Annotated in this window: 23 protein-coding genes; 8 read left to right on the forward strand and 15 right to left on the reverse strand. The window is 51.4% G+C overall.

Annotated features, from left to right (window positions below; translation table 11 throughout):
* Window positions 1-3 precede the first annotated feature (3 nt).
* A complete protein-coding gene (gene tagH, locus ACO0LN_RS14050) occupies window positions 4-1,329 on the reverse strand; it encodes a type VI secretion system-associated FHA domain protein TagH (protein WP_422974740.1) in 1,326 nt (441 codons plus the stop codon).
* 428 nt (window positions 1,330-1,757) lie between these two features.
* Here tagH and ACO0LN_RS14055 point away from each other — a divergent pair, with 428 nt between their 5' ends.
* Window positions 1,758-2,264 carry a helix-turn-helix domain-containing protein gene (locus tag ACO0LN_RS14055; RefSeq protein WP_422974742.1) on the forward strand — a complete coding sequence of 169 codons (507 nt, stop codon included), beginning with the start codon at window positions 1,758-1,760 and terminating at the stop codon, window positions 2,262-2,264.
* Between the two features lie 63 nt (window positions 2,265-2,327).
* On the opposite strand, the gene ACO0LN_RS14060 is transcribed toward ACO0LN_RS14055, so the two are convergent.
* The 10 genes from ACO0LN_RS14060 to ACO0LN_RS14105 form a co-directional block, all read right to left on the reverse strand.
* The gene (locus ACO0LN_RS14060) at window positions 2,328-2,780 is read right to left on the reverse strand and encodes a hypothetical protein (RefSeq protein ID WP_422974744.1); all 453 of its coding nucleotides are present in this window, start codon (window positions 2,778-2,780) and stop codon (window positions 2,328-2,330) included.
* 68 nt (window positions 2,781-2,848) lie between these two features.
* Entirely contained in the window at window positions 2,849-3,490 is a 642-nt protein-coding gene (locus ACO0LN_RS14065) for a TonB-dependent receptor (RefSeq protein WP_422974746.1), read from the reverse strand.
* 160 nt (window positions 3,491-3,650) lie between these two features.
* Window positions 3,651-4,160 (reverse strand): DUF1993 domain-containing protein, encoded by a 510-nt coding sequence (locus ACO0LN_RS14070; protein WP_162039253.1) that lies wholly within the window; start codon window positions 4,158-4,160, stop codon window positions 3,651-3,653.
* Between the two features lie 93 nt (window positions 4,161-4,253).
* Window positions 4,254-5,621 carry a sensor histidine kinase gene (locus tag ACO0LN_RS14075; protein ID WP_422974748.1) on the reverse strand — a complete coding sequence of 456 codons (1,368 nt, stop codon included), beginning with the start codon at window positions 5,619-5,621 and terminating at the stop codon, window positions 4,254-4,256.
* Window positions 5,618-7,027, reverse strand: coding sequence for a sigma-54-dependent transcriptional regulator (locus ACO0LN_RS14080; protein WP_422974750.1), 1,410 nt, complete (start codon window positions 7,025-7,027; stop codon window positions 5,618-5,620). The genes ACO0LN_RS14075 and ACO0LN_RS14080 overlap by 4 nt, the downstream gene beginning before the upstream one ends.
* 84 nt (window positions 7,028-7,111) lie before the next feature.
* Window positions 7,112-8,314 carry an ABC transporter permease gene (locus ACO0LN_RS14085; RefSeq protein WP_422974752.1) on the reverse strand — a complete coding sequence of 401 codons (1,203 nt, stop codon included), beginning with the start codon at window positions 8,312-8,314 and terminating at the stop codon, window positions 7,112-7,114.
* Entirely contained in the window at window positions 8,314-9,549 is a 1,236-nt protein-coding gene (locus ACO0LN_RS14090) for an ABC transporter permease (RefSeq protein ID WP_422974755.1), read from the reverse strand. The genes ACO0LN_RS14085 and ACO0LN_RS14090 overlap by 1 nt, the downstream gene beginning before the upstream one ends.
* 9 nt (window positions 9,550-9,558) lie before the next feature.
* Window positions 9,559-10,221: an ABC transporter ATP-binding protein gene (locus ACO0LN_RS14095; protein ID WP_422974757.1), complete on the reverse strand. Its 663-nt coding sequence runs from the start codon at window positions 10,219-10,221 to the stop codon at window positions 9,559-9,561.
* A gap of 38 nt (window positions 10,222-10,259) precedes the next feature.
* Entirely contained in the window at window positions 10,260-11,507 is a 1,248-nt protein-coding gene (locus ACO0LN_RS14100) for an efflux RND transporter periplasmic adaptor subunit (protein ID WP_422974759.1), read from the reverse strand.
* A 377-nt stretch (window positions 11,508-11,884) separates the two neighbouring features.
* Window positions 11,885-12,499 carry an OmpW/AlkL family protein gene (locus ACO0LN_RS14105; protein WP_422974761.1) on the reverse strand — a complete coding sequence of 205 codons (615 nt, stop codon included), beginning with the start codon at window positions 12,497-12,499 and terminating at the stop codon, window positions 11,885-11,887.
* Window positions 12,500-12,768: 269 nt separating this feature from the next.
* On the opposite strand from ACO0LN_RS14105, the gene ettA reads away from it, so the two are divergent.
* Together ettA and ACO0LN_RS14115 are read left to right on the forward strand one after the other, a co-directional pair.
* Window positions 12,769-14,436, forward strand: coding sequence for an energy-dependent translational throttle protein EttA (ettA, locus tag ACO0LN_RS14110; RefSeq protein ID WP_422974763.1), 1,668 nt, complete (start codon window positions 12,769-12,771; stop codon window positions 14,434-14,436).
* A 193-nt stretch (window positions 14,437-14,629) separates the two neighbouring features.
* Window positions 14,630-15,046 carry a flagellar basal body-associated FliL family protein gene (locus ACO0LN_RS14115; RefSeq protein WP_422974765.1) on the forward strand — a complete coding sequence of 139 codons (417 nt, stop codon included), beginning with the start codon at window positions 14,630-14,632 and terminating at the stop codon, window positions 15,044-15,046.
* 14 nt (window positions 15,047-15,060) lie between these two features.
* Here ACO0LN_RS14115 and deoD read toward each other — a convergent pair whose 3' ends face one another.
* Genes deoD through deoC form a run of 3 tightly spaced genes read right to left on the reverse strand, consistent with a single transcriptional unit; the run spans window position 15,061 to window position 17,910 of the window.
* Window positions 15,061-15,774 (reverse strand): purine-nucleoside phosphorylase, encoded by a 714-nt coding sequence (gene deoD, locus ACO0LN_RS14120; RefSeq protein ID WP_422974767.1) that lies wholly within the window; start codon window positions 15,772-15,774, stop codon window positions 15,061-15,063.
* Entirely contained in the window at window positions 15,771-17,126 is a 1,356-nt protein-coding gene (locus ACO0LN_RS14125) for a thymidine phosphorylase (RefSeq protein ID WP_422974769.1), read from the reverse strand. The genes deoD and ACO0LN_RS14125 overlap by 4 nt, the downstream gene beginning before the upstream one ends.
* A gap of 1 nt (window position 17,127) precedes the next feature.
* Complete coding sequence (deoC, locus tag ACO0LN_RS14130) at window positions 17,128-17,910, reverse strand: deoxyribose-phosphate aldolase (RefSeq protein WP_422974771.1); 783 nt, start codon at window positions 17,908-17,910, stop codon at window positions 17,128-17,130.
* A gap of 374 nt (window positions 17,911-18,284) precedes the next feature.
* On the opposite strand from deoC, the gene ACO0LN_RS14135 reads away from it, so the two are divergent.
* From ACO0LN_RS14135 to ACO0LN_RS14145, 3 genes are all read left to right on the forward strand, one after another.
* Window positions 18,285-18,881 (forward strand): IMPACT family protein, encoded by a 597-nt coding sequence (locus ACO0LN_RS14135; protein ID WP_422974773.1) that lies wholly within the window; start codon window positions 18,285-18,287, stop codon window positions 18,879-18,881.
* A 248-nt stretch (window positions 18,882-19,129) separates the two neighbouring features.
* Entirely contained in the window at window positions 19,130-21,334 is a 2,205-nt protein-coding gene (locus ACO0LN_RS14140) for a protein kinase domain-containing protein (RefSeq protein ID WP_422974775.1), read from the forward strand.
* A 146-nt stretch (window positions 21,335-21,480) separates the two neighbouring features.
* Window positions 21,481-21,933: a hypothetical protein gene (locus ACO0LN_RS14145; RefSeq protein ID WP_422974777.1), complete on the forward strand. Its 453-nt coding sequence runs from the start codon at window positions 21,481-21,483 to the stop codon at window positions 21,931-21,933.
* A gap of 36 nt (window positions 21,934-21,969) precedes the next feature.
* Here ACO0LN_RS14145 and ACO0LN_RS14150 read toward each other — a convergent pair whose 3' ends face one another.
* Window positions 21,970-23,484 carry a sigma-54-dependent transcriptional regulator gene (locus ACO0LN_RS14150; RefSeq protein ID WP_422974779.1) on the reverse strand — a complete coding sequence of 505 codons (1,515 nt, stop codon included), beginning with the start codon at window positions 23,482-23,484 and terminating at the stop codon, window positions 21,970-21,972.
* 188 nt (window positions 23,485-23,672) lie between these two features.
* Here ACO0LN_RS14150 and ACO0LN_RS14155 point away from each other — a divergent pair, with 188 nt between their 5' ends.
* Entirely contained in the window at window positions 23,673-24,215 is a 543-nt protein-coding gene (locus tag ACO0LN_RS14155) for a hypothetical protein (RefSeq protein ID WP_422974781.1), read from the forward strand.
* A 43-nt stretch (window positions 24,216-24,258) separates the two neighbouring features.
* Window positions 24,259-24,552, forward strand: a complete 294-nt coding sequence (locus tag ACO0LN_RS14160) for a hypothetical protein (RefSeq protein WP_422974783.1) — start codon at window positions 24,259-24,261, stop codon at window positions 24,550-24,552.
* The last annotated feature ends 29 nt before the right edge of the window (window positions 24,553-24,581 follow it).

Below are 24,581 nucleotides of genomic sequence, written 5' to 3' on the forward strand. Positions count from 1 at the left end.
AAACTAGCGGTTTGACTCTGCTTTTTCTACTTCTTTTTCATAGGCAAGCAAAAACTCCTTGCCAAACATTGCCTGGAATTCATCCTTTTTGCCAGATGCAATACCCTCATACAAGACATTAAACTGATCCCACATGGCCGCCTTGCGACGCCCGGGGTTGATCTGGTCCATCAGGCCAGGCGTACCCAGTTGCGCTTCCACATGGCTGGGCTGTAAGGTCTTCAGGATGGCATCGGTCACTGCGCGGGTACCTGCAGCTACCCCCATCTGGTGGGTCCGTATGTCAAAAAAAGCATCTTCCATCGCCTCAGCCGGTGCCATAAAGCCAGGCATCTTTTTACGCAGCATCTGGGTCAGCACAGTTTTACTGTCAGGGAAAAATTTTAAAGGATTGTTTTCCCTTAAGACAACCATGGTTACTTCTGCTTTCACTTCACGCTTGAGCAGGGCGCGCTGGGACAGCTCTTCCATCGCCCCTTGCACTGACGTTGCCATGAATTTGCCCAGGGTTTCCATTAATTCCACTGTAAGGCCAGAAGCGAGGTTCAATTGCTGCAAACCTGCACCCTGCAAAAAGGCCTGCATGAGTTCATTGGCGTTGCCTGCGGCATGGCTGGAGGTGGCTGCAACTGCATTATTGCCAGCATTGGCAGCAGTTGTAGCGCCAGCCATACTTGCATTTTTGGCAGCTTCAGCTTTCACTGCACTTGATTGCACAGGCTGGACATCAGCGGCTGCGGCTTCAGCCTGGGCAAGGGGCTTGCTGTCTGTACCAGCAACATCTGCTGGCGCACTGGCCACGTCCGGACGCAACAGGAATTGTGGCGGCTGCGCAGGGGAGATGTCTTTGCCTGAAGGCAAACGTGTCACTGCTGGGCTGGCAGGGAAGGCTTCGGCCTGGTCATTTGCGGTTACTTCATCGCTTTGGACTTCAACGACAGTTTCGTCCTGCGCCTGCGCTTCACCAAGCACGGCATCAGCGGCAGTTTCAACTACTTGTTCTTGTCCGGCATGTTCTATGGCTTCGGCACGCAATACATACAAGCCTACCTGTAGCTGGTCCCCAACCTGAAATTCAACATCAGTTTCTGCCACTATTTCCTTGCCATTGATAGAAACGGGATTGGCGAGGCTGAGGTTATGGATAAAGTGCCGGCTTCCAGTACTCCAGATATTGGCCTGGGTACGGGAAACAAAGTGTTTGGGGTCTGGCAGTGCGAGGAAATTTTCTACATTTCGTCCCATGCTAGCTGGTTCCGGGCCAAATACAGCAGAAACCGGATCGGCTGGTGCTTCGTTATTGTAAGAAACAACGGCAATTTTAATCATTAGTGGCACTCCAAAACCATTTTGTATCGCCTATAAAATAAGTATCCTGAACAGGCAGTTTGAGATAATCTTACGACAGTGCTTTTTATGCTGAACCTGGCAACATTGATGGCAGTAATGCGCAAATGCATGATTATTTGGCGCAATGACCACCAAGTTAATATCTTGCCATGTCAACATGAACTCGCAGCTTACCCGATTATCATCAAATCGGCGACTCGGCGAGGCCAAGTTTTGCTGTTTGCAGCATACATTGCGACAAAGTACGACACTTGATATCAATTAAATATCGGTTTCCAGACTTGGTAAAAGCCTTGGATACCGCCGTGCAAGCTTAAGCATGATCTGCTTTTTATTGCTGTTATAGTATGTTGCCATTTATAAAATGGTAGCGTTTAAGGACGATTGTTATATATGAGGCAAGGGTAATGAAAGATACTGAGCATAATCAGCCTGCTCTGTCAGAAGTTACGGGGACATTTCATTATCAGGAATTGATTGAATCCCGTTTGGGCCAGCCAATTGCCACCGATTTGATCGAGGCCGAGGCACAAAGGCTGGCCAGCTCACCCGGTGCGCAACTGGCGGCAGGCCGCACAGCCCTGGGCTGGTCGGTGGAACAGGTGGCAGCGCAATTAAAACTGGCACCCCGTCAGATCATCGCACTGGAAAAAGACGACTACCCCGCCCTGCCAGAGGCGGCGATAGTCAAAGGCTTCACACGCGCCTATGCGAAGCTGGTCAAACTTGATCCCGAACCTATTTTGGCCTTGATGGCAGTAGATACGGACAAAAAACGGCAAGCGGCTGCTAACAAAGATAAGCCCCGCCGCCCTGGCAACCCCACGCAAAACCAGGGTTCTGCGCTGGGTATTTATATCTGCCTGTTTATCGTGGCAGCACTGGCTTACGCCTACTTCAATTTACGCCCCTGAAGCCACGCTGCTGCGCCATGCTGATTTTCAGAGCATTCAGAGCAAGCAGAGCCGAAACCCGGATCAAAAGTTATACGAACCGGTCAGGTAAAAAGTTCTGCCCAGTGCATCGGTATAACGGCCATCGTAACCAACCTGGTCACCATTGCCCTCTTTCAGTGACAAAGGCGGATTGACATTGAACAGATTGCGTACACCCACCGTCAATGCCAGGTTATTGCGCAATTGCGCCCGGGTCTGCCAGTCAAAAGTGGTGTAGGACGCCACATCACGCTTGACCGTGACAAAATCACCAAAGCTGCCATTCGCATTCACTTCACGCACAGAGGCAGAAGCAGAAGCATCGTGATAGCCGGAACGGTAATTCATTGTCAGCGCATGCGTGAACATGTCTGAGGTCTTCAACGTCGCCACCAGCTTGCTGATGACGCGGAAGGCTACCGCGTTATTTTCATCATAGCGGCCTACGCTACGCACCGTCGGGCTGCCTGGAATATCAAAGTCTGACATCAGCATATAAGTACCCGTCCAGTTCAAGGCCAGCTTGCCCAGAGGCGTTGCCGTCTTGAAGCTGTGGTCCCAGTCTATGCCGCGATAGTGGGCATTGGCGATATTGTAGGAGGCAGGGTGCCGACCAGGATATTGCCACCCTGGCCTGGTTCATAGAAAGTCGAAAACAGGTTTTGATAAGGCTCAGGGTGACCAAACACAATCGCCTCTGGCAACTGCGCGATCTGGTTAGACATTTTCACATCCCACAAATCCAGTCCCAGAGACAGGCTGGATGTTGGCTCTATGCGTATGCCCATGCTGGCTTGTTTGGATTCTTCCGGCTTCAGGCCGTTTTCACCCGTCAGGCGGTTACCACCAGTCAGCACATCATATTGAGTAGAGCCCATACAGTTCACCGCGCGCGGGTCAGGCGACTTGACCGGGCAAGGATAAGTGCCACCGGTGTTACCGCTATGTGTCAACGGGGATGTGATGTCGCTCATGCTCGCCATCTTGAAACCTGTGCCATATGAAGCACGCAGAAGGAGCTTATCAAAAGCTTGGTCGGAGGCAGACAATTTGTACGTCAGCTTGTCAGCCTTGTTACCCTGCGTGGCAGATGCGATAGGCTTGCCCTGTTCATCAAAATTGGCAGTATTGGTGACGGCGCTATAGTCATCATTTGAGGTTGAAGGCGGTGCAGGGTTTTGCGGTGGCGGTATAGAAACCAGCATGCGCTGAATCACGCATGCTGGTTATATCATCGTAGGTTGGGCTACGGGGTATCAGCCCAACACTCGGCTTTTAAATAGCTCATACGTTTATCAAAGGCCCAGTGTTGGGCTGGTAAACCGTAGCCCAACCTACGAGGTAAACTCAACCTACGAGAATAGCTTAACGCAAACCCATAAAATCTTTTTTACCAATTTCCACACCGTTATGACGGAACAAGGCATACGCCGTCGTCACATGGAAAAAGAATTGCGGCAAGCCGTAGTTCAACAAATAAGCCTGGCCAGTGAAAGTCTGTTCTTTTGGTGTACCTGGGCGCAAGACGATGTTGCGGGTCTCGCTGCCTTCAAATTTGGATGCATCCAGCGTGGCAATGAAAGCCTTGGTCTTGGCGATACGCTCTTGTAGCTCTGCAAAAGTCTGCTCATTGTCTTCGTAGGCTGGCAATTCAGCCTGAGCCAGACGGCCTGTTACACCCTTGGCGAAGTCAGCAGCGATCTGTACCTGACGTGTCAACGCCAGCATGTCAGGGAACAAACGCGCCTGCAAGAAATTCTCTGCCGGGATATTCTTGGCTGTCGCATGCGCTTCAGCTTTTTTCAAAACATCACTCAGGCTATCGAGCATCTGGTTGAACACAGGGACAGAGGCAGCGTACATGGAAATGGACATGGAAATCTCCTAAATAGTTGGCAGAATGCGCCGAATGGAGCTGCATTATAGGGCGTATGGAAGATTTGCGTATGAGGCTATAATTTTTTTGATTTAGCCATCAATCAAGATATCGAAACTGGTTTCCCCGTCCCCATTGATCCTCAGTTTGTGCTCATAGCCATGCCTGTTCAAGACTTCACGTACAAACATCAGGCCTATGCCCTGGCCACCTTTCTTGGTGGTAAAGAAGGGTGTGAACAATTGTCCGTGTGGCACATCTGACAAAAGTCTGGCAGAGTCGGTCACGGATAACAGTATATGCCCGTCTTCTTCGCTGCGCCTTAAAGCAAGGTGCACATAGCCAGCATCTTGCTGGCCGCTTTTGATGGCAAGCTCGACTGCCTCTATGGCATTCTTGACGATATTCAACAGCGCCTGCTCCATCAGCGGTGCATCGAGCATCAGCAAGGGCAGGTCATCACGTACTATCCAGTTAAAACTGATGCACAGCTCGCTGCATTGCTGGCGATACAGATAGACTATGCCATCCAGCATGGCGGCCAGGTCATGCGGCTTTAGCTCGGGTTCTGGCATTTTGACGACGCGGGTAAATCTTTCTATGAATTCACCCAGATTGCCATTGCGCTTCCTGACAGCGACTATGGCAGTCATGAAGTCCTGGCTATCTTCAGTGCGCAATTGGCCGCTGTAAAACAGCAGAGATTCCAGCACGGACCCAGTTGCAGCCACGGTATTATTCACTTCATGTGCAAGTACGCGGATGAGCTTTTCATAAGTTGCTTTTTCTGAGCTGGCGAGTTCAGCCGTGATTTCATCTATCAACAGAAAATCTCGCTTGAAACCGCGGTCCGTGAATTGATTTCTCTGGCAACGGTAACGCCTGCCTTCGCTATCGCTATACACTGCACTCTCGCCTGGCAGCAGTTGATGCAACTGGCTCAGCAATTCATTTTTGCCAGTTCTGACCTCACTGCTCTCATCCTGCAATAGCTGCGGCAAGCTCAGTCCCGCAATTTCTTTTACATCCAGCAAGTGCTGGGCGCTGGCATTCATCAGGCTGATCTTGTCGTCAAAATCAAAGACGATGACTGCTGTCGGCGTGGCTTCCAGCAAGCGATCAAGGAATCCACGCTGCTCACCGAGTTCCAGCCTTTCCTTATACAGAGCTTCCAGCATGCGGTTGAACAAGATGACCAGCTCATTGATTTCAGTATTGCTGTCCGGCTTGATGCGGCTGGCGTAATTTTCATCTTGCAGGAGGTCATGGAATTGCTGGGCAAAGTCCAGCGGCTGCAAGACTTTATTGACCAGGTAAACACCCAAACCCAGGCTACATGCCAGCCCCAGTTCCAGGCAGACGATGAGCAGGGGCCGCTCCAGATAAAAACTGAAAGCCAGTACCAGGAAGATGCCATGTATGCCGAGCAGATAAGCCAGCAAACGCCGCTTCAGGCTCATTGCTGGCCCTCAGTACCGGCATCATTTTCATTCGTGCTGATCTGATGTTTTTCCAGGCGGCGATACAGTGAAAACCTGCTCAGGCCCAAGACCTTGGCAACACGGGTAACATTGCCCTGGTGCTGTTCCATGGCTTTTTCTATCATGAGTTTTTCTACCTGGTCCAGGGTCATGCCAGCGATACTCATGTCCTGGCCCTGCGCTTCTTCATGCTGCTCGGCAAACAGGAAATCCTGCTGTTCCAGCACAGGCTTGCCTACCAACAGCAGGGTGCGCTCCAGACATTGCCTGAGCTGACGTATATTGCCTGGCCAGCTACGGCTGCCCAGCCATTGCAGTGCTGATGGTGCCAGGCTGACAGCCTCCATGCCATAGCTATTGACCAGGCTTGCAATAAGACGATTCGCCAGCAAAGGAATATCACTGCGGCGTTCACGCAAGGGTGGCAAGCGTATGGTGATGAGGTTCAGGCGGTAATACAGGTCTTCGCGAAATTCATTGCTGGCAACCAGTTCGGCCAGTTCGCGATTGGTAGCCGAGATAATGCGCACATCAGCCTGCTCAGACTTGCTGCCACCTACCGCCTGATAAGTCTGGTTTTGCAATACCCGTAACAGTTTTACCTGGTCATTGCGGTTCAGTTCACCGATTTCATCAAGAAATAAACTGCCCTGGCTGGCCATGGCGAAATGGCCCTTGCGATCACTTTTGGCGTCGGTAAAAGCACCGCGTACATGACCAAACATTTCACTTTCAAACAGGCTGCTGGTCACCGCGCCCATATTCACCTTGACGATGGGCTTACCTGCCCTCGGGCTGTTACGGTGCAGGGCATCGGCAATCAATTCCTTGCCAGTTCCACTCTCCCCCAAGATAAGCACAGGGGCATTGGTCTTCGCAACCCGTCCTATGGTTGCCAGCACCTTCAACAGTTCAGGATGTTCGCCTATGATGTCTGTAAAGTCATATTGCTGATCCAGTGCCTGCCGGTCTGCACTGCCTGGCGCGGCTGCCTGTGCCAGATCAAGGGTAGCGCGTATCAATTCCTGTAACTGGGTATTGCTCCAGGGTTTGGTAAAAAAATCTGCCGCCCCCAGTTTGACACCGCGTACGGCCAGGGCAATTGAACCCCAGGCCGTCATCAACAAGACCGGCATGGCCGGATACAGGCGCTTGATATCTGTCAGCAAAGCCAGGCCTTCTTCCCCCGTAGTTTGCAGGGAAAAATTCATGTCCTGCAAGACCAGGTCTATCTCTTGCGTTGCCAGTATCTGCATGGCTTGTTGCGGATCATCGCAACTGATGCTGGTATAGCCAGCTTGCTTCAACAGCAAAGCCAGCGACACCAGGACCGAGCTGTCGTCATCTATGATCAGGATACGTTGGTTTGCTAATACTGCTGGCATGGGCTTATATATTTATTATCTATTTATTATCTATTGCAAATGAATTCTGGCTATCTTATACGCTTTGTTCTTTAGCTAAAAACATTATTCATAGTGCAAAGCTTCCGTCGGGCTGAGACGACTGGCGCGCCAGGCTGGATAGAGTGAACACAGGATGGATATGCCATAAATGGCAAACATGGCAATCCCCAGGGCAGTAAGAAATACCGTCCAGTTGATAGCCTCGCCCATGACACCGGTCAATGGCAGTTGTACCAGCAAGGCGATGCCCACCAGCATGGCGAAGGAACTCAGTAATAATTGCTCGCTGATGATTTGCTTGTAGATATGGCCGCTATGCGCACCGATAGCCCTGCGCAAGCCAATTTCCGGTATGCGTTGCGTGGTATTTTGCCAGAGTACGCCAAACAGGCCAAAGCCAACCATGATGAGCAGGAAGACTGCGATGATCGCCAGTATCACCAAAGGTATGGTGTCTTGTGCCATCTTCGATTGCCGCATATCTTTCAGTGGCGATATTCTGTAGCCCCAGTCGCTGCGTATGAGTTTCAATTGCTGGTTCAGTTTTTCTTCAAAAGCACGTGAGGTGCCAGGTTTGACTTTGACCAATGCCACGTCCATACGTTTTTCTGCACTTAGCCTGGAAAAACGCATGATGGCGAAATCGGTGGGTGCCATGAATTCGCCTTTGTTGCGAAAATCTTCAAACACACCCGTGACACGAAACATCTGATTTGTTTTAGCCCCGGGCTCATCATCAGCAATCAATTGTCCCAGCGCACTCTTGCCAGGAAACATATGCTCTGCCATTCTTTTATTGAGGAGTATGGGTTTTTCTGGCTTACCTTCATCCTCCGCCGAGAACCAGCGTCCATATAGCAATTTCATTTTCAAGAGAGCCGGAATCTCATCAGCCATGTCTATCATATTGGCAGGATAACTTGTTTTACTGCCTGGCAAATACAGATCCGTACGCCAGGTTGCATTGCTGTAAGGTGAAAAATTGATGAAGCCAACTTGCTCCACTTCAGGCATAGCGGCCAGGCTGCGCTGGAAATTTTCAGTCACGGCAGGATTGTTTTTTTTATCCTCTTCGCCTGCACTTAACATGCTGACTGACCATACATCCTGGTATTCAAATCCCCTGGGCATGTGATACAGCTGAAAATAACGGGCACTCATCAATGCCAGCCCGAATAGTACACAAAAAGCCAAAAGAATTTCCAGACTCAGCAGCAGATTCTTGAACTTACGCTTCCAGATGGGTTTGAGTATATGGAAAAACATTATGCAGCTCCTTTCAGGGCAAGCACAGGGTCAAGACGCGACATCTTCCATGCGGGGATAACGCCAGACAAAACACCAAAGACGACGGCGATGGCAAAGCCATAAGCAAATACCATGAAGCTCAAATCCACTTTCATGTAAGGAACCAGGTTGGCATTGCTGAGCCACACCAGGGTGAGTTTGGTGAAGATCAATCCCAGTACGCCACCGAACAGGCACAGCAAGATATTTTCCATAACAAATTGCCTGACCAGTTCGCTGTTATTGGCACCAAAGGCTTTGCGCACGCCAATCTCGGCAGCTCTTTCCATGATGCGGCCAGAATTCAGGTTGATCAGATTCAATGCAGGTAACAGCATGAAGAGCAACATGGCTACCACGATGCCAGCCAATAACTGTGCGGCACCTGAATCAGCCCTGTCGTCATGACTCATGATATTTCTGGCGAAAAAATCCAGCTTGCCATCAGCCCACATATAGGTATGATCCCAGTGCCTGGGGTCGTCGGCATTAATTTGTTTCACGACCTGCAGCAACTCATCCTTGATCAGGGCTAAATCTGCTGGGCTCTTACCCATCAGCATGGCAGTAAAATTTCCTGAGAATTGCTCACGATATTGTGAAGATGGAAAAGTAGTCACTGGCACCCAGATATCGGCATAGGCATTGAGATGCAGCACATCGTCTACTACACCGATGATTTCAAACTGCTGTCCACTGGTGTTAATTTTTTTGCCCAGGGCAGCTTCAGGTCCAAACAATTTTTTCGCAGTGCTTTCATTGATCACCGCAACAAAGCGCCCTTGTTTGACATCTTCATCAGTGGGCACGCGCCCCGACAAAATTTTGAAATCGAGTATCTGCCAATATTCTGCATCGGCGCGGCGCATCATGATTTCATTGACACTGTCTTTTTGATAGACAGAAACAGATTCTGGCCCGGTCACGCCCGCCACTTTCTCTACCGTCTTCATTTTTCTCAAATACTGATCTATGATCTTGTAACCCAGTGGAGTCCGTGTGACATTGTTTTTGTTGGTGATGGTAAGGGTACCAATTTGCAAAAACCTATCACTCCGGCCTTCCACGCCAGTGGGATAAAAAGTGGCTTGCAAGATCGCTGTCACCACCAGCAAGACCACCATGGTCAGCACGATGCACAGCAGGTTGATGGCGGTAAATAATTTGCGCCGCATATACACCTTGCAGGCAATCTGGAAATAATTTTTTAACATGACATTACCCTAAGCCACTAGTTGACCGTCAAATACCCGGACGATGCGGCCACCCTGTTTGGCCTGACGCTCATCATGGGTGACCATGACGACAGTCGTGCCTTCATGGCTGAGCTTGAGCAGGATATCCATGACTTCTGCCCCCATTTGGCTATCGAGATTGCCGGTAGGTTCATCTGCCAGCAAGATGCTGGGGCGACCGACCATGGCACGGGCAATCGCCACCCTTTGTTGCTGGCCACCTGACAATTGATTCGGATAATGATCCATGCGTGCCGACAGGCCTACCCTGGCCAGCGCCTCTTCTGCCAGACGGCGGCGCTCTTTGGCGCTGCAAGAGCGGTATAGCAAAGGCAGTTCTACATTATCGATAACACGCAGATCATTGATCAGGTGGAAGCTCTGAAAAATAAAACCAAAGGTACGGTTGCGCATGCTGGCCAGCTCCTTGTCGCGCCAGACTTTCAATTCATTGCCATCAACAGCGATCTTGCCCATGCCCGGCCTGTCGAGCAGGCCGATCAAATTCAACAGTGTACTTTTTCCACAGCCACTGGGGCCCATGATGGACACAAACTCGCCCTTTTTGACGTGCAGATTAATGTCGCGCAAAGCCAGGGTTTCGACTTTATCGGTCTGATAGGTTTTGCTGACGTTTTCCAGCTTGATCATGATCGTTTCCTTTTTTATTCAATTTTTGTGCTTGAGGTTTATTGCGACACCCTGAAACTGCTTAAGTGTTTGAGGCTGCTGATATCAGAAATCACCAGCCTGTCTCCTGCTTTTGCGCCCTGCAAGACTTCCACCATCTTGCTGTCACCCAGGCCTATCTCCACGCTGCGTTTTACTGCCTTGCCATCTTCCAGTACATACACATCCTGCCTGCCCTTGCCACTGATGGCTGGCCCATTTTCAACAATCAGGCTGCGCGCTTTTTGTTCTGTGATGATATTCACTTCTACCCGCAGTTTATGCCGCAGTGAAGGGTGGTTTGCCTGGTCCAGTACGACAATGAGTTTTACAGTACCGTTTTGTATTTCGGGCAAAATGGTTTGCACTTCACCAGGCATGATTTGCCCACTGTATTCAACCCGCACTTTTTGACCGGGACTGAGGTAACGCGCATAAAAATCAGAGACCGTGGCTTCTACCTTGAAATTATTCAATTCAGACACCTTGGCGATCAGTTGCCCGGTATTCAGGCTGGCACCTTGGTCTGCCAGCATCCAGGTCAGCAAACCATCAAAGGGGGCTTTGACCTGAGTTTGTTCCAGCAGTCTTTGCTGCGCTTCCATCTGTTTCTGGTAAATGGACTTTTGCAGACGTGCAGCCTCTACATTGCTTTGCGTGGTGCGGCGGGTATCGTTCAAACTCTCTTTATGCTGGCGCAATTGCACTTCATTGCGTTTGACGACCAGTTCTGCCGCTTGCAAATCAACGGCTGAGGTAATGCCTATAGCACCCAGTTTTTGATAGCGTGCGAGTTTGACTTTATTACTCTGCAAATCCAGTTCCAGTAATTCAATTTCACTGGCAATTTTTTTGAGATTGGATTCCATCTCCATCGCCAGCAATTGGCCCTTTACATCTTGCTGGGACACCTGCTCGCGCAAATTGTCGATTGCCAGGCGTATGCTATGGTCATCCAGTACCATCAACAATTCACCTGCGCGTACTTGTTGGCCAGCCTTGGCAATGACTTTGCTGATACGCGACTGGTTAGGGCTGGATAGTTGTTCTTCATGAACAGGGATGACGACGCCTGCCGCGTTGATGGTATTGTCGATAGCCCCTACGCGCACCTCGCCCACGCGTATCTCGCCGAGGCTGACACCGGGGCTGATAAGCCGGTTCACGGCCCATGCCGCACCAGTGACGGAAATCGCGGCAGCGGCTAGCAGCAAGATAGTCTTGCGCCTGCGATTTTTGAGCGTGTCGTGGCTGATAGCCTGGTCCATGTTGAAACCTGATGTAATTAACTAACAGATCAGGTTTGCAAGCGCCGTGCCTGCCTCATGGATTTTTATTTAACTATTTAAAATCAGTCACTTGGAGTATTTCAAGGATAAAGAAAAGCGAAAGAAATGGAAGTATTTCGTTCGTCAGCGAACGCTGGTGTGCGAATTAGCACGATGATGGCAGGGCAAAGACTTGCGCCCAAATAAAAATCCCCCTCCTGAAAGAAAAGGGTAAAACATGAGTACGTATTCTTTTTGAACTTAGGACCAAGGACTTACGCAAAGCCGTCCCAGCAAGGCGTAGCGACGCAGACAGTACTTTAGTACGGCAAGGAGCTACAACGCAGCTGGGGCGGTTTTTCGTATGTTCGCTTTCCTTAGAAGCGATAGCCTACGCCTACACCTACCAGCCAAGGATCAACTTTGACTGCACTGACTTTGGCACCGCTGATCGTCACATCGCTGCGTATTTGCACTTTCTTGACATCCAGGTTCAAAGACCAGTTTTTGTCGAGTTTGAAATCGACGCCAGCCTGTATGGCCAGACCAAAACTGTTGCTGTCTAGGCCACCAGTACCCTTGAGCAGGTTCACGTCAGAGATGCGGGTGTAATTAACACCTGCACCAACATAAGGGCTGATTTTTGAACCAGGTGAAAAATGGTATTGTGCAGTCAGTGTCGGTGGCAAATGCTTGAAAGTACCGATGATGGCACCGTCAAGCATGACGTCATGTTTTTGCGGGTAAGTCAGTATCAGTTCTGCCGCCCAGTTTGGCGTGAAAAAATAAGTGATATCGACTTCAGGAATTTCCTTGCTGCTGACAGTGATGCGGTCGGCAGCACCGACGCCGCCTACAGGATCAGAACCATTTGCTGGATCGATATTGACGACACGGGCACGCACTTGCCATGGGCTCTGTTCTTGAGCCATTGCCTGGTTTGCAGTGAGACCGATAGCTGCCAGGGAGAGTGCGATAACAAGCTTTTTCATTTTCATTTCCTCTTTTCTCAACAGTGATGAACAAAGTGTAAATCCACACTATTGGCAGGGGATTGAGCTACATCAACTTTGGTGCAGAGCACCATAAAATGCGTTTTCCGATGGAATGCGCCGCATTTCAACTCTCTATAGGCGTCACAAGAATAGCCGTGCCCGACGGCAAGCCGCAAGCCTTACATAAACTGGCCGAAATATTCCGTCCTGTGTCTGCATGAGGTATCCTTACAAACATTCTCGTTCCCTATGAAAAATCAAGAAAAATGGCCAATTACGTCTATACCATGAATCGCGTCGGCAAAATCGTGCCGCCCAAGCGTCAAATCCTCAAAGATATTTCCCTGTCCTTCTTCCCTGGCGCCAAGATAGGCGTGCTTGGTCTGAATGGTTCAGGCAAGTCTTCCCTGCTGAAAATCATGGCGGGCATAGATAAGGACATACAGGGCGAAGCTGTGCCCATGCCTAACCTGAACATTGGTTACCTGCCGCAAGAACCGCAACTTGACCCGGAACAAACCGTGCGTCAGGCGGTTGAATCTGCGCTGGGTGAAGTGTTTGAAGCCAAGGCCAAGCTGGAAGAAGTGTATGCCGCCTATGCCGAAGAAGATGCTGACTTTGATGCACTGGCCAATGAGCAGGCACGTCTGGAAGCGATTATTTCTACATCCGCAGGCGACAATGTAGAACTGCAACTGGAAATGGCTGCCGATGCGCTGCGCCTGCCGCCATGGGATGCCAAGATAGGGGTCTTGTCCGGTGGTGAAAAACGCCGTGTCGCCCTGTGCCAATTATTGCTGTCCAAGCCAGACATGCTCTTGCTCGATGAACCGACCAACCATCTGGATGCTGAATCCGTCGATTGGCTGGAACAATTCCTGTTGCGCTTCCCTGGCACCGTGGTGGCGATTACCCATGACCGTTACTTCCTCGACAATGCGGCTGAGTGGATTTTGGAGCTGGATCGTGGCCATGGTATTCCATGGAAAGGCAATTACTCGTCCTGGCTGGATCAGAAACAAGCCCGCCTGAAGCAGGAAGAAGCGACCGAATCTGCGCGCCAGAAAGCCCTGCAAAAAGAACTGGAATGGTCACGCCAGAACCCGAAAGCGCGTCAGGCCAAGAGCAAGGCGCGTCTGGCCCGCTTCAATGAAATGAGCGAGCACGAATACCAGAAGCGCAATGAAACCCAGGAGATTTTCATCCCTGTGGCAGAGCGCCTGGGTAATGAAGTCATCGAATTCAAGAACGTCAGCAAAGCCTTTGGTGACCGCCTGCTCATCGATAACCTGAGCTTCAAGATTCCTCCTGGTGCGATTGTCGGTATCATCGGACCTAACGGTGCCGGTAAATCAACCTTGTTCAAAATGATCAAAGGTATGGAGACTCCGGACAGCGGTGAAGTCGTACTGGGCCAGACAGCAAAAATCTCACTGGTAGATCAATCGCGTGAAGACCTCGGCAATACCAAGACCGTGTTTGAAGACGTGGCCAACGGTGCCGACATCCTGACGGTAGGCCGCTTTGAAATGCCTTCCCGTGCGTATCTGGGCCGATTCAACTTCAAGGGCGGTGACCAGCAAAAGATCGTTGGCAACCTGTCTGGTGGTGAGCGTGGTCGTTTGCATCTGGCCAAGACTCTGCTGCAAGGTGGCAATGTGCTGCTGCTGGATGAACCATCGAATGATCTGGACGTGGAAACCCTGCGTGCGCTGGAAGATGCCTTGCTGGAATTTGCCGGCAGCGTCATGGTGATTTCACATGACCGCTGGTTCCTCGACCGTATCGCTACCCATATCCTGGCATTTGAAGGCAATTCGCAAGTCAGCTTCTTTGACGGTAACTACCAGGAATATGAAGCCGACAAGAAAAAACGCCTGGGTGAAGAAGGTGCCAAGCCAAAACGCATCCGTTACAAACCTTTGACTGTATAAACCGTCAAACGACCATCACCCGGTATGTAATTTGCATAAGCCTGTTTGTTATACAAACAGGTTTATTGCAAAAACACTATCGTAGCTGTCCGCCCGGCGGCTTCAAGTTGTTTAACAGTATGTTTTGTTGCATTACGGTAAGCTATTGAAAAATAGGGATTTTTCCTTAGCAAATACTTGAAGACGTTAAGACATGATGCTGAAAAAACATTTATACCCATTCCTGCTTTGCCTCGCGCTCAGCCTGTCTTCTGGCATGGCTCTGGCCAATTCTGGCGGCAGTGCCAGTGCCAGTGCCTCTGGTGGCGGCGCCACTGCCAAACTGGAGGCATTTGTGGTCAACCTCTCCAGCACCGAGCGCTATCTGCAACTCAGCATGGCCTTGCAAATCGCCAGCGCAGAAGTCGGCGACAAGATTAAATTGTTCATGCCCAAGGTCAGGCATACCCTGATCCTGCTACTCAGCAGCAAGGATGGCGAACAATTGCAAAGCCTGGACGGCAAGCACCAGTTGATGGAAGAAATCAAGAATGGTGTCAACAAGACCCTGGACCTCAAAGAACGCGATGGAGTGACTGACGTGTTTTTTGAAAACTTCGTCATCCAGTAGGGCTTGCCAGCCCATCAATCGCAGGTGCAACAGCTTTCGAGCGCAATTTCGACCATATCGCTAAAGCTGTTTTGTCTTTGTTCCGGAGTCATGCCAGCACCGCTGCGCAAATGATCTGCCACCGTCAGCAAACCCAGGGCCTGCACGCCATGTTCGGCGGCTACTGAATATAAACCTGCCAACTCCATTTCCACCGCCAGTATCTGCATTTTTTCCATGATGTCAAAAAGCTGCGGCTGCACGCTGTAAAACAGGTCGGCAGAAAATACATTGCCCACCCTGACATGCTTTTGCAGGCAATGCGCAGCACGCACTGCCTTGGCGAGCAAACCATAATCAGCAAGCGCCGCAAAATCATGGTCCATGAAGCGCATGCGGTTGACCTTGCTGTCAGTACTGGCGCCCATGGCGACGATGACATCACCAAGTTGCATGTCTGCCCGCAACGCACCGCATGATCCCAGGCGTATGAGCTGCCTGACGCCATAGTGGCGTATCAGCTCGGTCGCATAAATGCTGATGGAGGGTATGCCCATGCCATGTGCGAGTACAGAAATCTTCTTGTCGCGGTACCAGCCGGTATAGCCCAGCATATTGCGCACGGTATTGACCAGCTGCGCGTCGCTGAGCCAATGGTCGGCAATCATCTTGGCACGCAGGGGGTCGCCGGGCATCAGCACGATGTCGGCAAAGTCACCAGGAGCGGCATTGATATGGGGAGTAGTCATATTGCTTCCGTGGTCAATGCGTATGCAGGCAGGCGCAAGCCGCCGCGCATGCTCTGCCGTATCTGTTGTGGTCGCGGCGCGGCAGATTCGCCAAATGTGCATGCTGCGCGCAGACGCTTGCTGGCCATGGACAGACTGTCTTCATCAACAGCATGGATCATGGCCAAGGGAGTATCAGCCTCCATGCGCTGCCCCAGTTCTGCCAACTGGCTCAAGCCCGTACTGGCATCTTGTTTGCCATGAGCTGTCGTACTCAATTGCAGGGCCAGCATACCTATGGCCCGGGTGTCCATACTGTTGAGATACATGCCCGCAGGTGCGAAGACCGGCTGTCGCAGCTTGGCCTGAGGCAAATAGCAGGCATGGTTGGCCAGCAAATCAGGTGGAGCACCCAGTGCTGCGCAAGACTTTTCAAACACCTGCGCAGCCTTGCCGCTGTGCAGGGCGTCCAGCAAGCCTACCTGGGCTTCCAGAGCATTTTTTGCCAGGCCAGCCACTACCAGCATCTCTGTGCCCAGCGCCAATACGGTCTGATGCAAGCGCTGCGGGCAGGTGTCGGTACGCAGATAACTGAGTGCGGCAGCCACTTCCAGCGCATTGCCTATGCTGGGAGCCAGTGGCTGGCTCATGTCGGTAATCAGGGCTGAGCAGGCCATGCCCGCCGCATTGGCAGTGTCTATGATGTTTTTTGCCAGGGCCTGCGCCTGTGCCAGCTCAGGTGTCTGTGCACCATTGCCACATTTGATATCCATGACCAGCGCATCCAGCCCGGCAGCAAATTTTTTAGACAGGATGGATGCCGTAATCAAAGGCAGGCTATCCACCGTTGCTGTCACGTCGCGTATCGCATACAGGCGCTTGTCTGCTGGAGCCAGATCAGCAGTCTGGCCTATGATGGCCATGCCGCAATCCCTGACCACACGACGGAAGCGCGCCAGATCAGGCGTTGTGCAATAACCGGGTATGGCTTCGAGCTTGTCTTGCGTACCACCGGTATGAGCCAGCCCACGCCCGCTGATCATGGGGACGATGCCGCCGCAAGCTACCACCATCGGGGCCAGCACCAGCGACACCAGGTCACCCACGCCACCTGTGGAATGCTTGTCCACGACCGGGCCGGGCAAATCCATCTCGTCCCAGCGCAAGACAGTGCCAGAATCACGCATGGCCAACGTCAGCGCAGCCCCCTCTGCCGCTGTCATACCCTGGAAGCAGGTCGCCATGCAAAATGCCCCGAGCTGCGCGTCTGTTATGCTGCCATCCACCATGCCGGTTACCAGCGCCTGTATCTCTGCCTGATCCAGAGCCAGGCCTGCGCGCTTCTTGCGTATCAGCTCTTGCGCCAGCAGCATCTCAGTATCCCGACTTGATTTGGGGCGGTACATCGCGCAGACAAGCCTGCAAATTGCCCAGGAGGCTGGAAGCACCAAAGCGAAAATGCGCAGGGCTCACCCAGTCCTGGCCCAGGATGTTATCCGCCAGCGCCAGATAGGCTGCGGCCTCCTCCACCGTCCGTACCCCGCCTGCGGCCTTGAAGCCACAAAGTCCACCGGTTTCCTTGATCACGGTCAGCATGGTTTCTGCCGCCGCCAGCGTGGCATTCACGGCCACCTTGCCGGTAGAAGTCTTGATAAAGTCTGCCCCTGCCGTGATTGCTATCAGGCTGGCGGCGCGGATAAAGGCATCCGTCTTCAGCTCACCACTCTCGATGATGACCTTCAAGACCTTGTCGCCGCAAACTGCCTTGCAAGCCCTGACCATCTCTGCCCCGGTACTGGTGTCACCCGCCATCAGAGCGGCATAAGGGAAAACCAGATCGACCTCGTCTGCACCATAGGCAATGGCCGCCCTGGTCTCGGCCACAGCGACCTCTACGTCTGCCTCACCATACGGAAAATTAACCACCGTCGCCAGTTTGATGGCTGGCGTGCCAAATTCACGCAGCATTTTTTTTGCATGCGGGATAAAGCGCGGGTAAATACATAGCGCCGCGACCTGCCCCTGCTCACTACTGGCAGCATTGCACAAGGCGGTGATCTTTTCCCTGGTGTCGTCCTCATTCAGGCTGGTCAGATCCATCAGGCGCAGAGCGCGGCTGGCTGCCTGCTTCAAAGCGGTATCTGGGGTGGACGGCATGTTCTGGCTCCTGCGAGTATTCAAATGCCAAAGATAAAGCGCAAGCGTATCAAGCTACTTGATATAGCTCAGAAGTTGCAAAAACATCTGCAAAACAAATGCCAAGCCCAGCATATACATCCCTTATCTGCTGGCAGGTAGCGCAGCGTGAAGAAATTTCGACTCCTTCCCCTTCAAGGGGAAGGTTGGGATGGGGATGGGTTTCTGTAATAACTGGAGAAGTGGCCAATCAACCGAAACCCATCTCTACCCTAGCCCTTCCCTTGAAGGGAAGGGAAATACTCCGGCTACTTCGCAAAGCCAAGTTAAGCATTTTATGTATACCCAAACCCAATTAGCCGCCAAAATAGCGGTTTTGCCCCATCCAGCACCCCATGTACCAGCTCGCCGCCCCCGCTTTTGCCGAAATTGAAATCAAGAAAAGCCGTTTCCTGGGCCAGCTCTACCCCCTCAGCAGCCGAGCCGAGGCACGCCAGCAACTGGCGCAGATACGGGCACAACACCCGGATGCCGTCCATGTCTGCTGGGCGCTGATCTGCAGCGGCGACTCTGGCCTGGACGACGATGGCGAACCGTCTGGCACCGCCGCCAAACCCATGTACAACGTGCTGGTACACAAGGACGTGACCAATGTGCTGGCCGTGGTCGTGCGCTACTGGGGTGGCACCAAGCTCGGTGCAGGCGGCCTGACCCGCGCCTATGGCCAGGCGATCTCTGATGCCTTCAAGATCGCCGAACTGACAGAAGTTGAATACATGCTTGAATGGAACATCGTCTGCGCCTATGCAGACGAATCCCATGTACGCCGCCTGTGCGACAAGTTTACCGCCAGCGTCACTGAACTGGTCTATACCGAATCAGCCAACATCAGCATTAGCATCAAACAAAAACTGGCTGCCAGCTTTGAAGCAGAATTGATAGAAATGCTCAAAGGGCAAGTCAGCATCATCAAGCCTGAACCAACTATTTAACTTCCGCCGCATCGCACTCTCCCCGTGCAGATTGGGCGAGCAGAGTTTTTACATGTAAATTACTGTCAATTCACATGTCATTTACATATAAAATAGCTTTGCTTGTCACTGTGATTACACAGTTTTGGAATAAAGTTCGCTATATTATTGCCGTTACATCTTGTTACGACTAGCAACTATCTCGCATGGATCGATAGCTGTATGTCAACAATTGCGGTATCAAAAAATAATAACCATGCAAGAAACCAATGCAAAACACCAATCTGGCCAGCAACGACAATACGGAAATAGAAGAAGTAAGCATCAAGCTCAGACACTACGAGTTTAAAAAACGTCTGGGTGAAGGCGGCTTTGGGCAAGTCCATGAAGCCTGGGACAGCAAACTCTGCCGCCCTGTCGCCATCAAACAGCTCAAAGCAATAGAGGGTGCCGCCAGCGCAACCCCAACTAGCAGCCTCCTCAAAGAAGCCCGCCTGGCCGCATCTCTCAAGCACCCCGCCTTCGTCAAGATCTTTGCCATTGAAGATGAAGACAATAGCCACTCCATCGTCATGGAACTGGTGCCCGGCCTGACCCTCAAGCAATTGCTGCAACAACACCCAGAGCAACCGCTGCCAGAACAGCAAGCCATCAACATCATCAGCCAGGTCGCCGAAGCCATGCAAGAAGCACATGCCAGCGGCCTCATCCATGGCGACCTGAAACCATCCAACCTCATGGTCGAACCCGACGGTAAAGTCCGCATACTCGACTTTGGCCTGGCATCACAAACCGATGCGCAAGCGACCACATCCATGAGCCAGCTGGACCCGCAAGGCACGATAGCCTACATGGCACCAGAACGCATGATGGGCAGCCCGGCCAGCGCCCAAAGCGACATCTACGCCCTCGGCGTCATCCTCTACGAAACTCTGACCGGCCAACGCCCCTTCGCCAACGCCAGCGGCCTGGCCCTGGCCGCCGCCCTGATGCAATCGAATTCAGACACATGGGAATTCCCGCCAGGCTGCAAGCCTGAACTGATCAAGCTGGTGCTGGCGATGACGGCACGGCAAACCGAGAAACGCCTGAGCAGTATGCAGCAGGTGCATGAGCAATTGCGTCGGTTGGTGAGTGCGCCGGTACTGGTGGCAGCGGGTGGTGCTGGGAATGTAAGCAGCATTTCAGGCAAAGGATGGAAGGCACTGAGTGTGCCGAAACGCTTTGCTATCGCCAGTGCCATCGTTGTCGCTCTGGGATATGGGGCTTGGCAAGCTGCGCCCTACCTTGAAATTGATAAGATGTCGTTGAAGCCGTATTCAGAATCATTAACGATGAAACAGGGTTTGGAAGCGTTAAGGCAATTTGATCGTCCGGGTAGCTTGGACATTGCTGAAAACAGCTTTGACACAGTATTGCGACACAATCCAGAACATGCCGGTGCCGTTGCAGGATTATCGATTATTTATACTTTTCGTTATGATAGCGACAAGCAAGATGAAGTTCTATTGCAAAAAGCGGAAGCAAGTGCTCAGCAAGCTTTAAAGCTTAACGATAAATTGGCTTTCAGTCATGCTGCACTCGCACGAGTAAATGCGCAATTAGGAAAATATGAATTAGCTCTCTCATCATTCGAAAGAGCTTTAGCTCTTGATCCCGACAATATTTTTGCATCTTATGGAAAAGCAAATGCCTTTCGAAAAATGAGGCGTTACGAAGACGCCATAAATTTTGCAAAAGCTGGTCTTGAAAAGTTTCCGAAGGAAAGAATTTTTGCAGAAGAATTAGGTGGAGCATATTTTGCTCAAGCTAAATATGCAGAGGCAGAAAAATTTTTTAGATTAAGCATAAACATTCAGCCCGACTCAGTCTTTGCATATTCAAATTTAAATAACGCCTTAGTAAGGCAAAATCGTGATGACGAGGGGCTTCAAGTATTACAGCAAGGGCTTTTAGTAAGACCAAGTGCATTATTGTATTCTAGCTTAGGTACAGCTCTATTTAAGAAACGTGATTATGTTGGGGCTGCAGAGGCATTTGAACTTGCCGTAACACCCGACAAAGGAAACCCAGGATTTTATTTGGGATGGTCAAATTTAGGAGACAGTCTGCTTTGGATACCTGGTCGAAAAAACGATGCAAAAAAGGCATATACAAAAGCACGTGAATTGCTTGCACAACGTTTAATGCTTATTCCCAATGATGCAACCATGGTTTCACGATATGGCCTTTACTCAGCCCGCATCGATGAAAAAAAGGACGCCGAAGAATACGTGCTTAAGTCAATACAACTTGCTCCCAAAGATGCAAATGTTCATTTCCGTGCTGGATTAGCATACGAAATATTAGGTAAGCGTGACAATGCTCTTACTGAAATTGCATCTTCTATTAACTTTGGCTACTCAATCAAGTCAATTGAATCTGAGCCAGATCTCGTCGATTTGCGACGAGACTCAAGATATGTTCAGAAATAGTAGTGTCTTTTATATCTGGAATGATTTTTGCTGGATATGTCGATAATAAAAATCATAAGTCTGTAATTCATGATTTTTAAAGCGTGGGGCACGTATTAATCCGTTTCGTGCTCTTTTACTTTTGTCAATTAACTGAGAACTTGAATATGAGTGATCCTGTAAATTACACATTCACAACATTCTTTAACCAAGGTGATCCACAAAGTCGGGCTACTGTTTCGGCAACTGGAAAATTCACTCCAGAACCTCCAAGAAGTCCATTGAACAACAAACGTGTCCTCAATGTTGGTGATACAGTTACATTCAAGTTTTTAGGCACGCCTACCGATCCAAGCAATACCGTAACAGTAACTGCCAGCGCCTTCATTGCAATTTGCAAGGGAATATTAAGCAATGGCAAAGAGGCTCCAATCGGCACGGCAAAAACTATATGCCCAGTCGATGGAATTACAATAACGATGACGGATGACAGTCTAGGTTTCTGGGGTTTTACTATCTCATTTACAGCCGATTTTACTGACGCATCAGGTACAGTAATTAGTTCTGAGTTTTTCTATCTGCCAGATCCTGAGGTAGACATTCAAACCGGAGGAGGTTAATAAAAGCACGCTGAGGGGAAAAATTCAGAGTTTCGATTAAAAAACCACCTTCAAATACCGCCTTAAAGCCTCACTAGGCGTTTTCAATAAGGCGGCACAAGCCTCTACATCGCCAGCACTGGCTTCCAGTGACTGGCGAATTTCTTCTGTGGGTATCTGTTCGGCGCGGCGTATCTGGCTGTGGTTGTCGAGCAGCTTGTACATCGACGGGCGTGAGACGCCCAGCTCTTGCGCGGCTCCCTGTATATACCAGTCGTTGTTTTCCATGGCGCGCAGGACGTCGTCGTCGCTGAGTTCGGCCAATTTTTTGCGGGGTGTCGCTGGCTGCGGGATTTTGCTGTCCGTGCTTATGCTGGCCTGTGCCACGCTGGATTGAGTTTTGTGGGTGGTTTTGACGAGGCTGGCGAGTTGTGGCACTTCGCCGAGTTGCAGGGCCAGCAGGGCGCGGCGCAGGACGTGGGATAGCTGGCGGATGTTGCCTGGCCAGTCGTAGTTGGCAAATTCGCTGACCAGTGCCACGGGCAGGCTGGTGCCTATGTCATTGGGCAACTTGCTATTGCTGAGCAGGTGCAGCAGCAAGACGCCTATGTCTTCACGGCGGGCGCGTAGCGGTGGCAGGTGGATGATGAAGCTTTCGAGACGGCGCAGCAGGGCCTGGTTGAAGCCTTCGCTATATAAATCCTGGTCGGTCGCAGCGATCAGGCGGGCGCTGGACTTTTGATCTTGCTGGGCGCCCAGCGGGCGGTAGTCACCGCTTTCCAGCACGCGCAAGAGCATGGGTTGTATGCTGGCAGGGGTATTGCCTATTTCATCGAGAAAAAGAGTTGCACCTTCTGCCTCAGCAAACAGGCCTTTGCGGGCGTTTTGTGCGCCTGTGTAGGCGCCTTTGACGGCACCGAACAAGTCAGCAGCGGCCAGGGCTTCATTCAGGGCAGCCATATTGACGCTGACCAGTTCTGCATTGGCACGCTTGCTATAGGCGTGGATGGCGCGGGCGGCGATTTCTTTACCTGTGCCGGTTTCACCCAATAACAGGACGGGCAGCTCGGTGCCGGCGACCTGGCGTATCTGGTCGCGGGCGACGATGGCAGCGCTGCCTACGCCAATGAAACCCAGCGCGGGATTGTGCTTGGGCAGGCAGCGCATCCAGTGCAGGCAGATGATGATGGCGCGGCCCAGGCCAAGAATGACGCCTCTTTCTACCTGTTCACGGCTGAGCGCCACGGCTGCGTTGATCTCTACTCCATTCACTTCTACCACCATACGGCTGGCGGGGGGGGAGATGAGAATGTTGTCACCAGCATCGCGACTGATGCGCACAGGTTCACGCGAGATACCACCATAACCCAGCGGGAGACCATCTTTGCCAGGATGGCGGAATAGCGGCAGGAAGCGGTTGATTTCGACCAGGCCGTCAGGATTGCTGGCCATGAACTGTTCACCGATGCGCTGGCTGTCCGGATGCCAGATGATGGTCATGCCCAGCAGGGCCGAGGCATTGTCGGCCAGTTTGGCCAGGGGTGAGGTCAGGGTGTAGTCGGTATCGGTCATTGTGTTTACTGCGGATTCTGTACTTGGGTGTAAACCGTTAGTGTAAAGCGCCAATGTAAATTTGTATGCTTTACATGTCAATTGGGCTAAAAAAATGCCTTCTCCCTATGGAAACAGTGCTGGCACGGCGTTTGCAAAGAGGCATGCATTGCGCAAGTGAAAGTACTTGCCACCTGAAGGAGATCATCATGCCTACCACTGAAATTTTATTAATTGCCCTTAACCTGCTGTTATTCATGCTGCTCAGCAAAATGGCCTTGAAGGCCAGGCTGGCGCGCAATATTGCCATGCGCTTGCTGACAGACGATGTTTATTACAATGAAACCCGTGGTGTACTGATACAAAAAAATGTAGAACGCGCCAGGCTTAGCTGGGGCTGGTCCAGCATAGGTACGGTCACTCAGTTGCCAGTGACCCGCCCACAAGACCCGCAGGCTGCCTGGTCTGCCGCTGTGCACACTTCTACCCACTTGCGTTTGCGCCCCTTGCCAGAACCGGCACCTTCAGTGCTCGAAGTGCCGTACGCCCTGTGGGCCACTACCTGGGCCTCAAAAGATACGCCATGGTCCACCACGGTCAGCCTGAAGCCAGAGAAAAAGGTGGAAACCACGGCTGAAGAACAGCCAGTAGCCCCGTCTGCACCAACCCGCAAACCTGCCGTCAAGCCTGGCAAGACTGCACAGGACCTGCTGGACATGGGGATGTTGCAGCATGCCCTGCTTTACAAATAATCCGGAGCAACGAGTCATGCCAATATTATTCCAGGAGTCACGTATGAAGCCCGCACAGCAATTCGTGAATGCAGAGATGCTATTGAAACTTGATCCTGTTGCAGACTTTGCGCTTTTTCAGGATTGCCTGCCACCCATGCTGAGATTGCAGGCTAATTTGTTTGGCGAACACACGCCTAGCGAGGCTGAGGAGGAGGCTGCTGTAGAGAGTTTCCGCAATCTTTTTTCTGGTGCCAGAAACGGCTTTGACAGACGCAAACTGGACAAACTAGCACCAGCGGCAGCAGGGATGAAAACGAATTATCACCGCCGCAAAAGTGATGGCAATGCGGGTTGATGCTTTGTATGCGTGCGGTAAAGCACGAT

The organism is Undibacterium sp. TC9W (assembly GCF_049339865.1).
Taxonomy (GTDB): domain Bacteria; phylum Pseudomonadota; class Gammaproteobacteria; order Burkholderiales; family Burkholderiaceae_D; genus Undibacterium.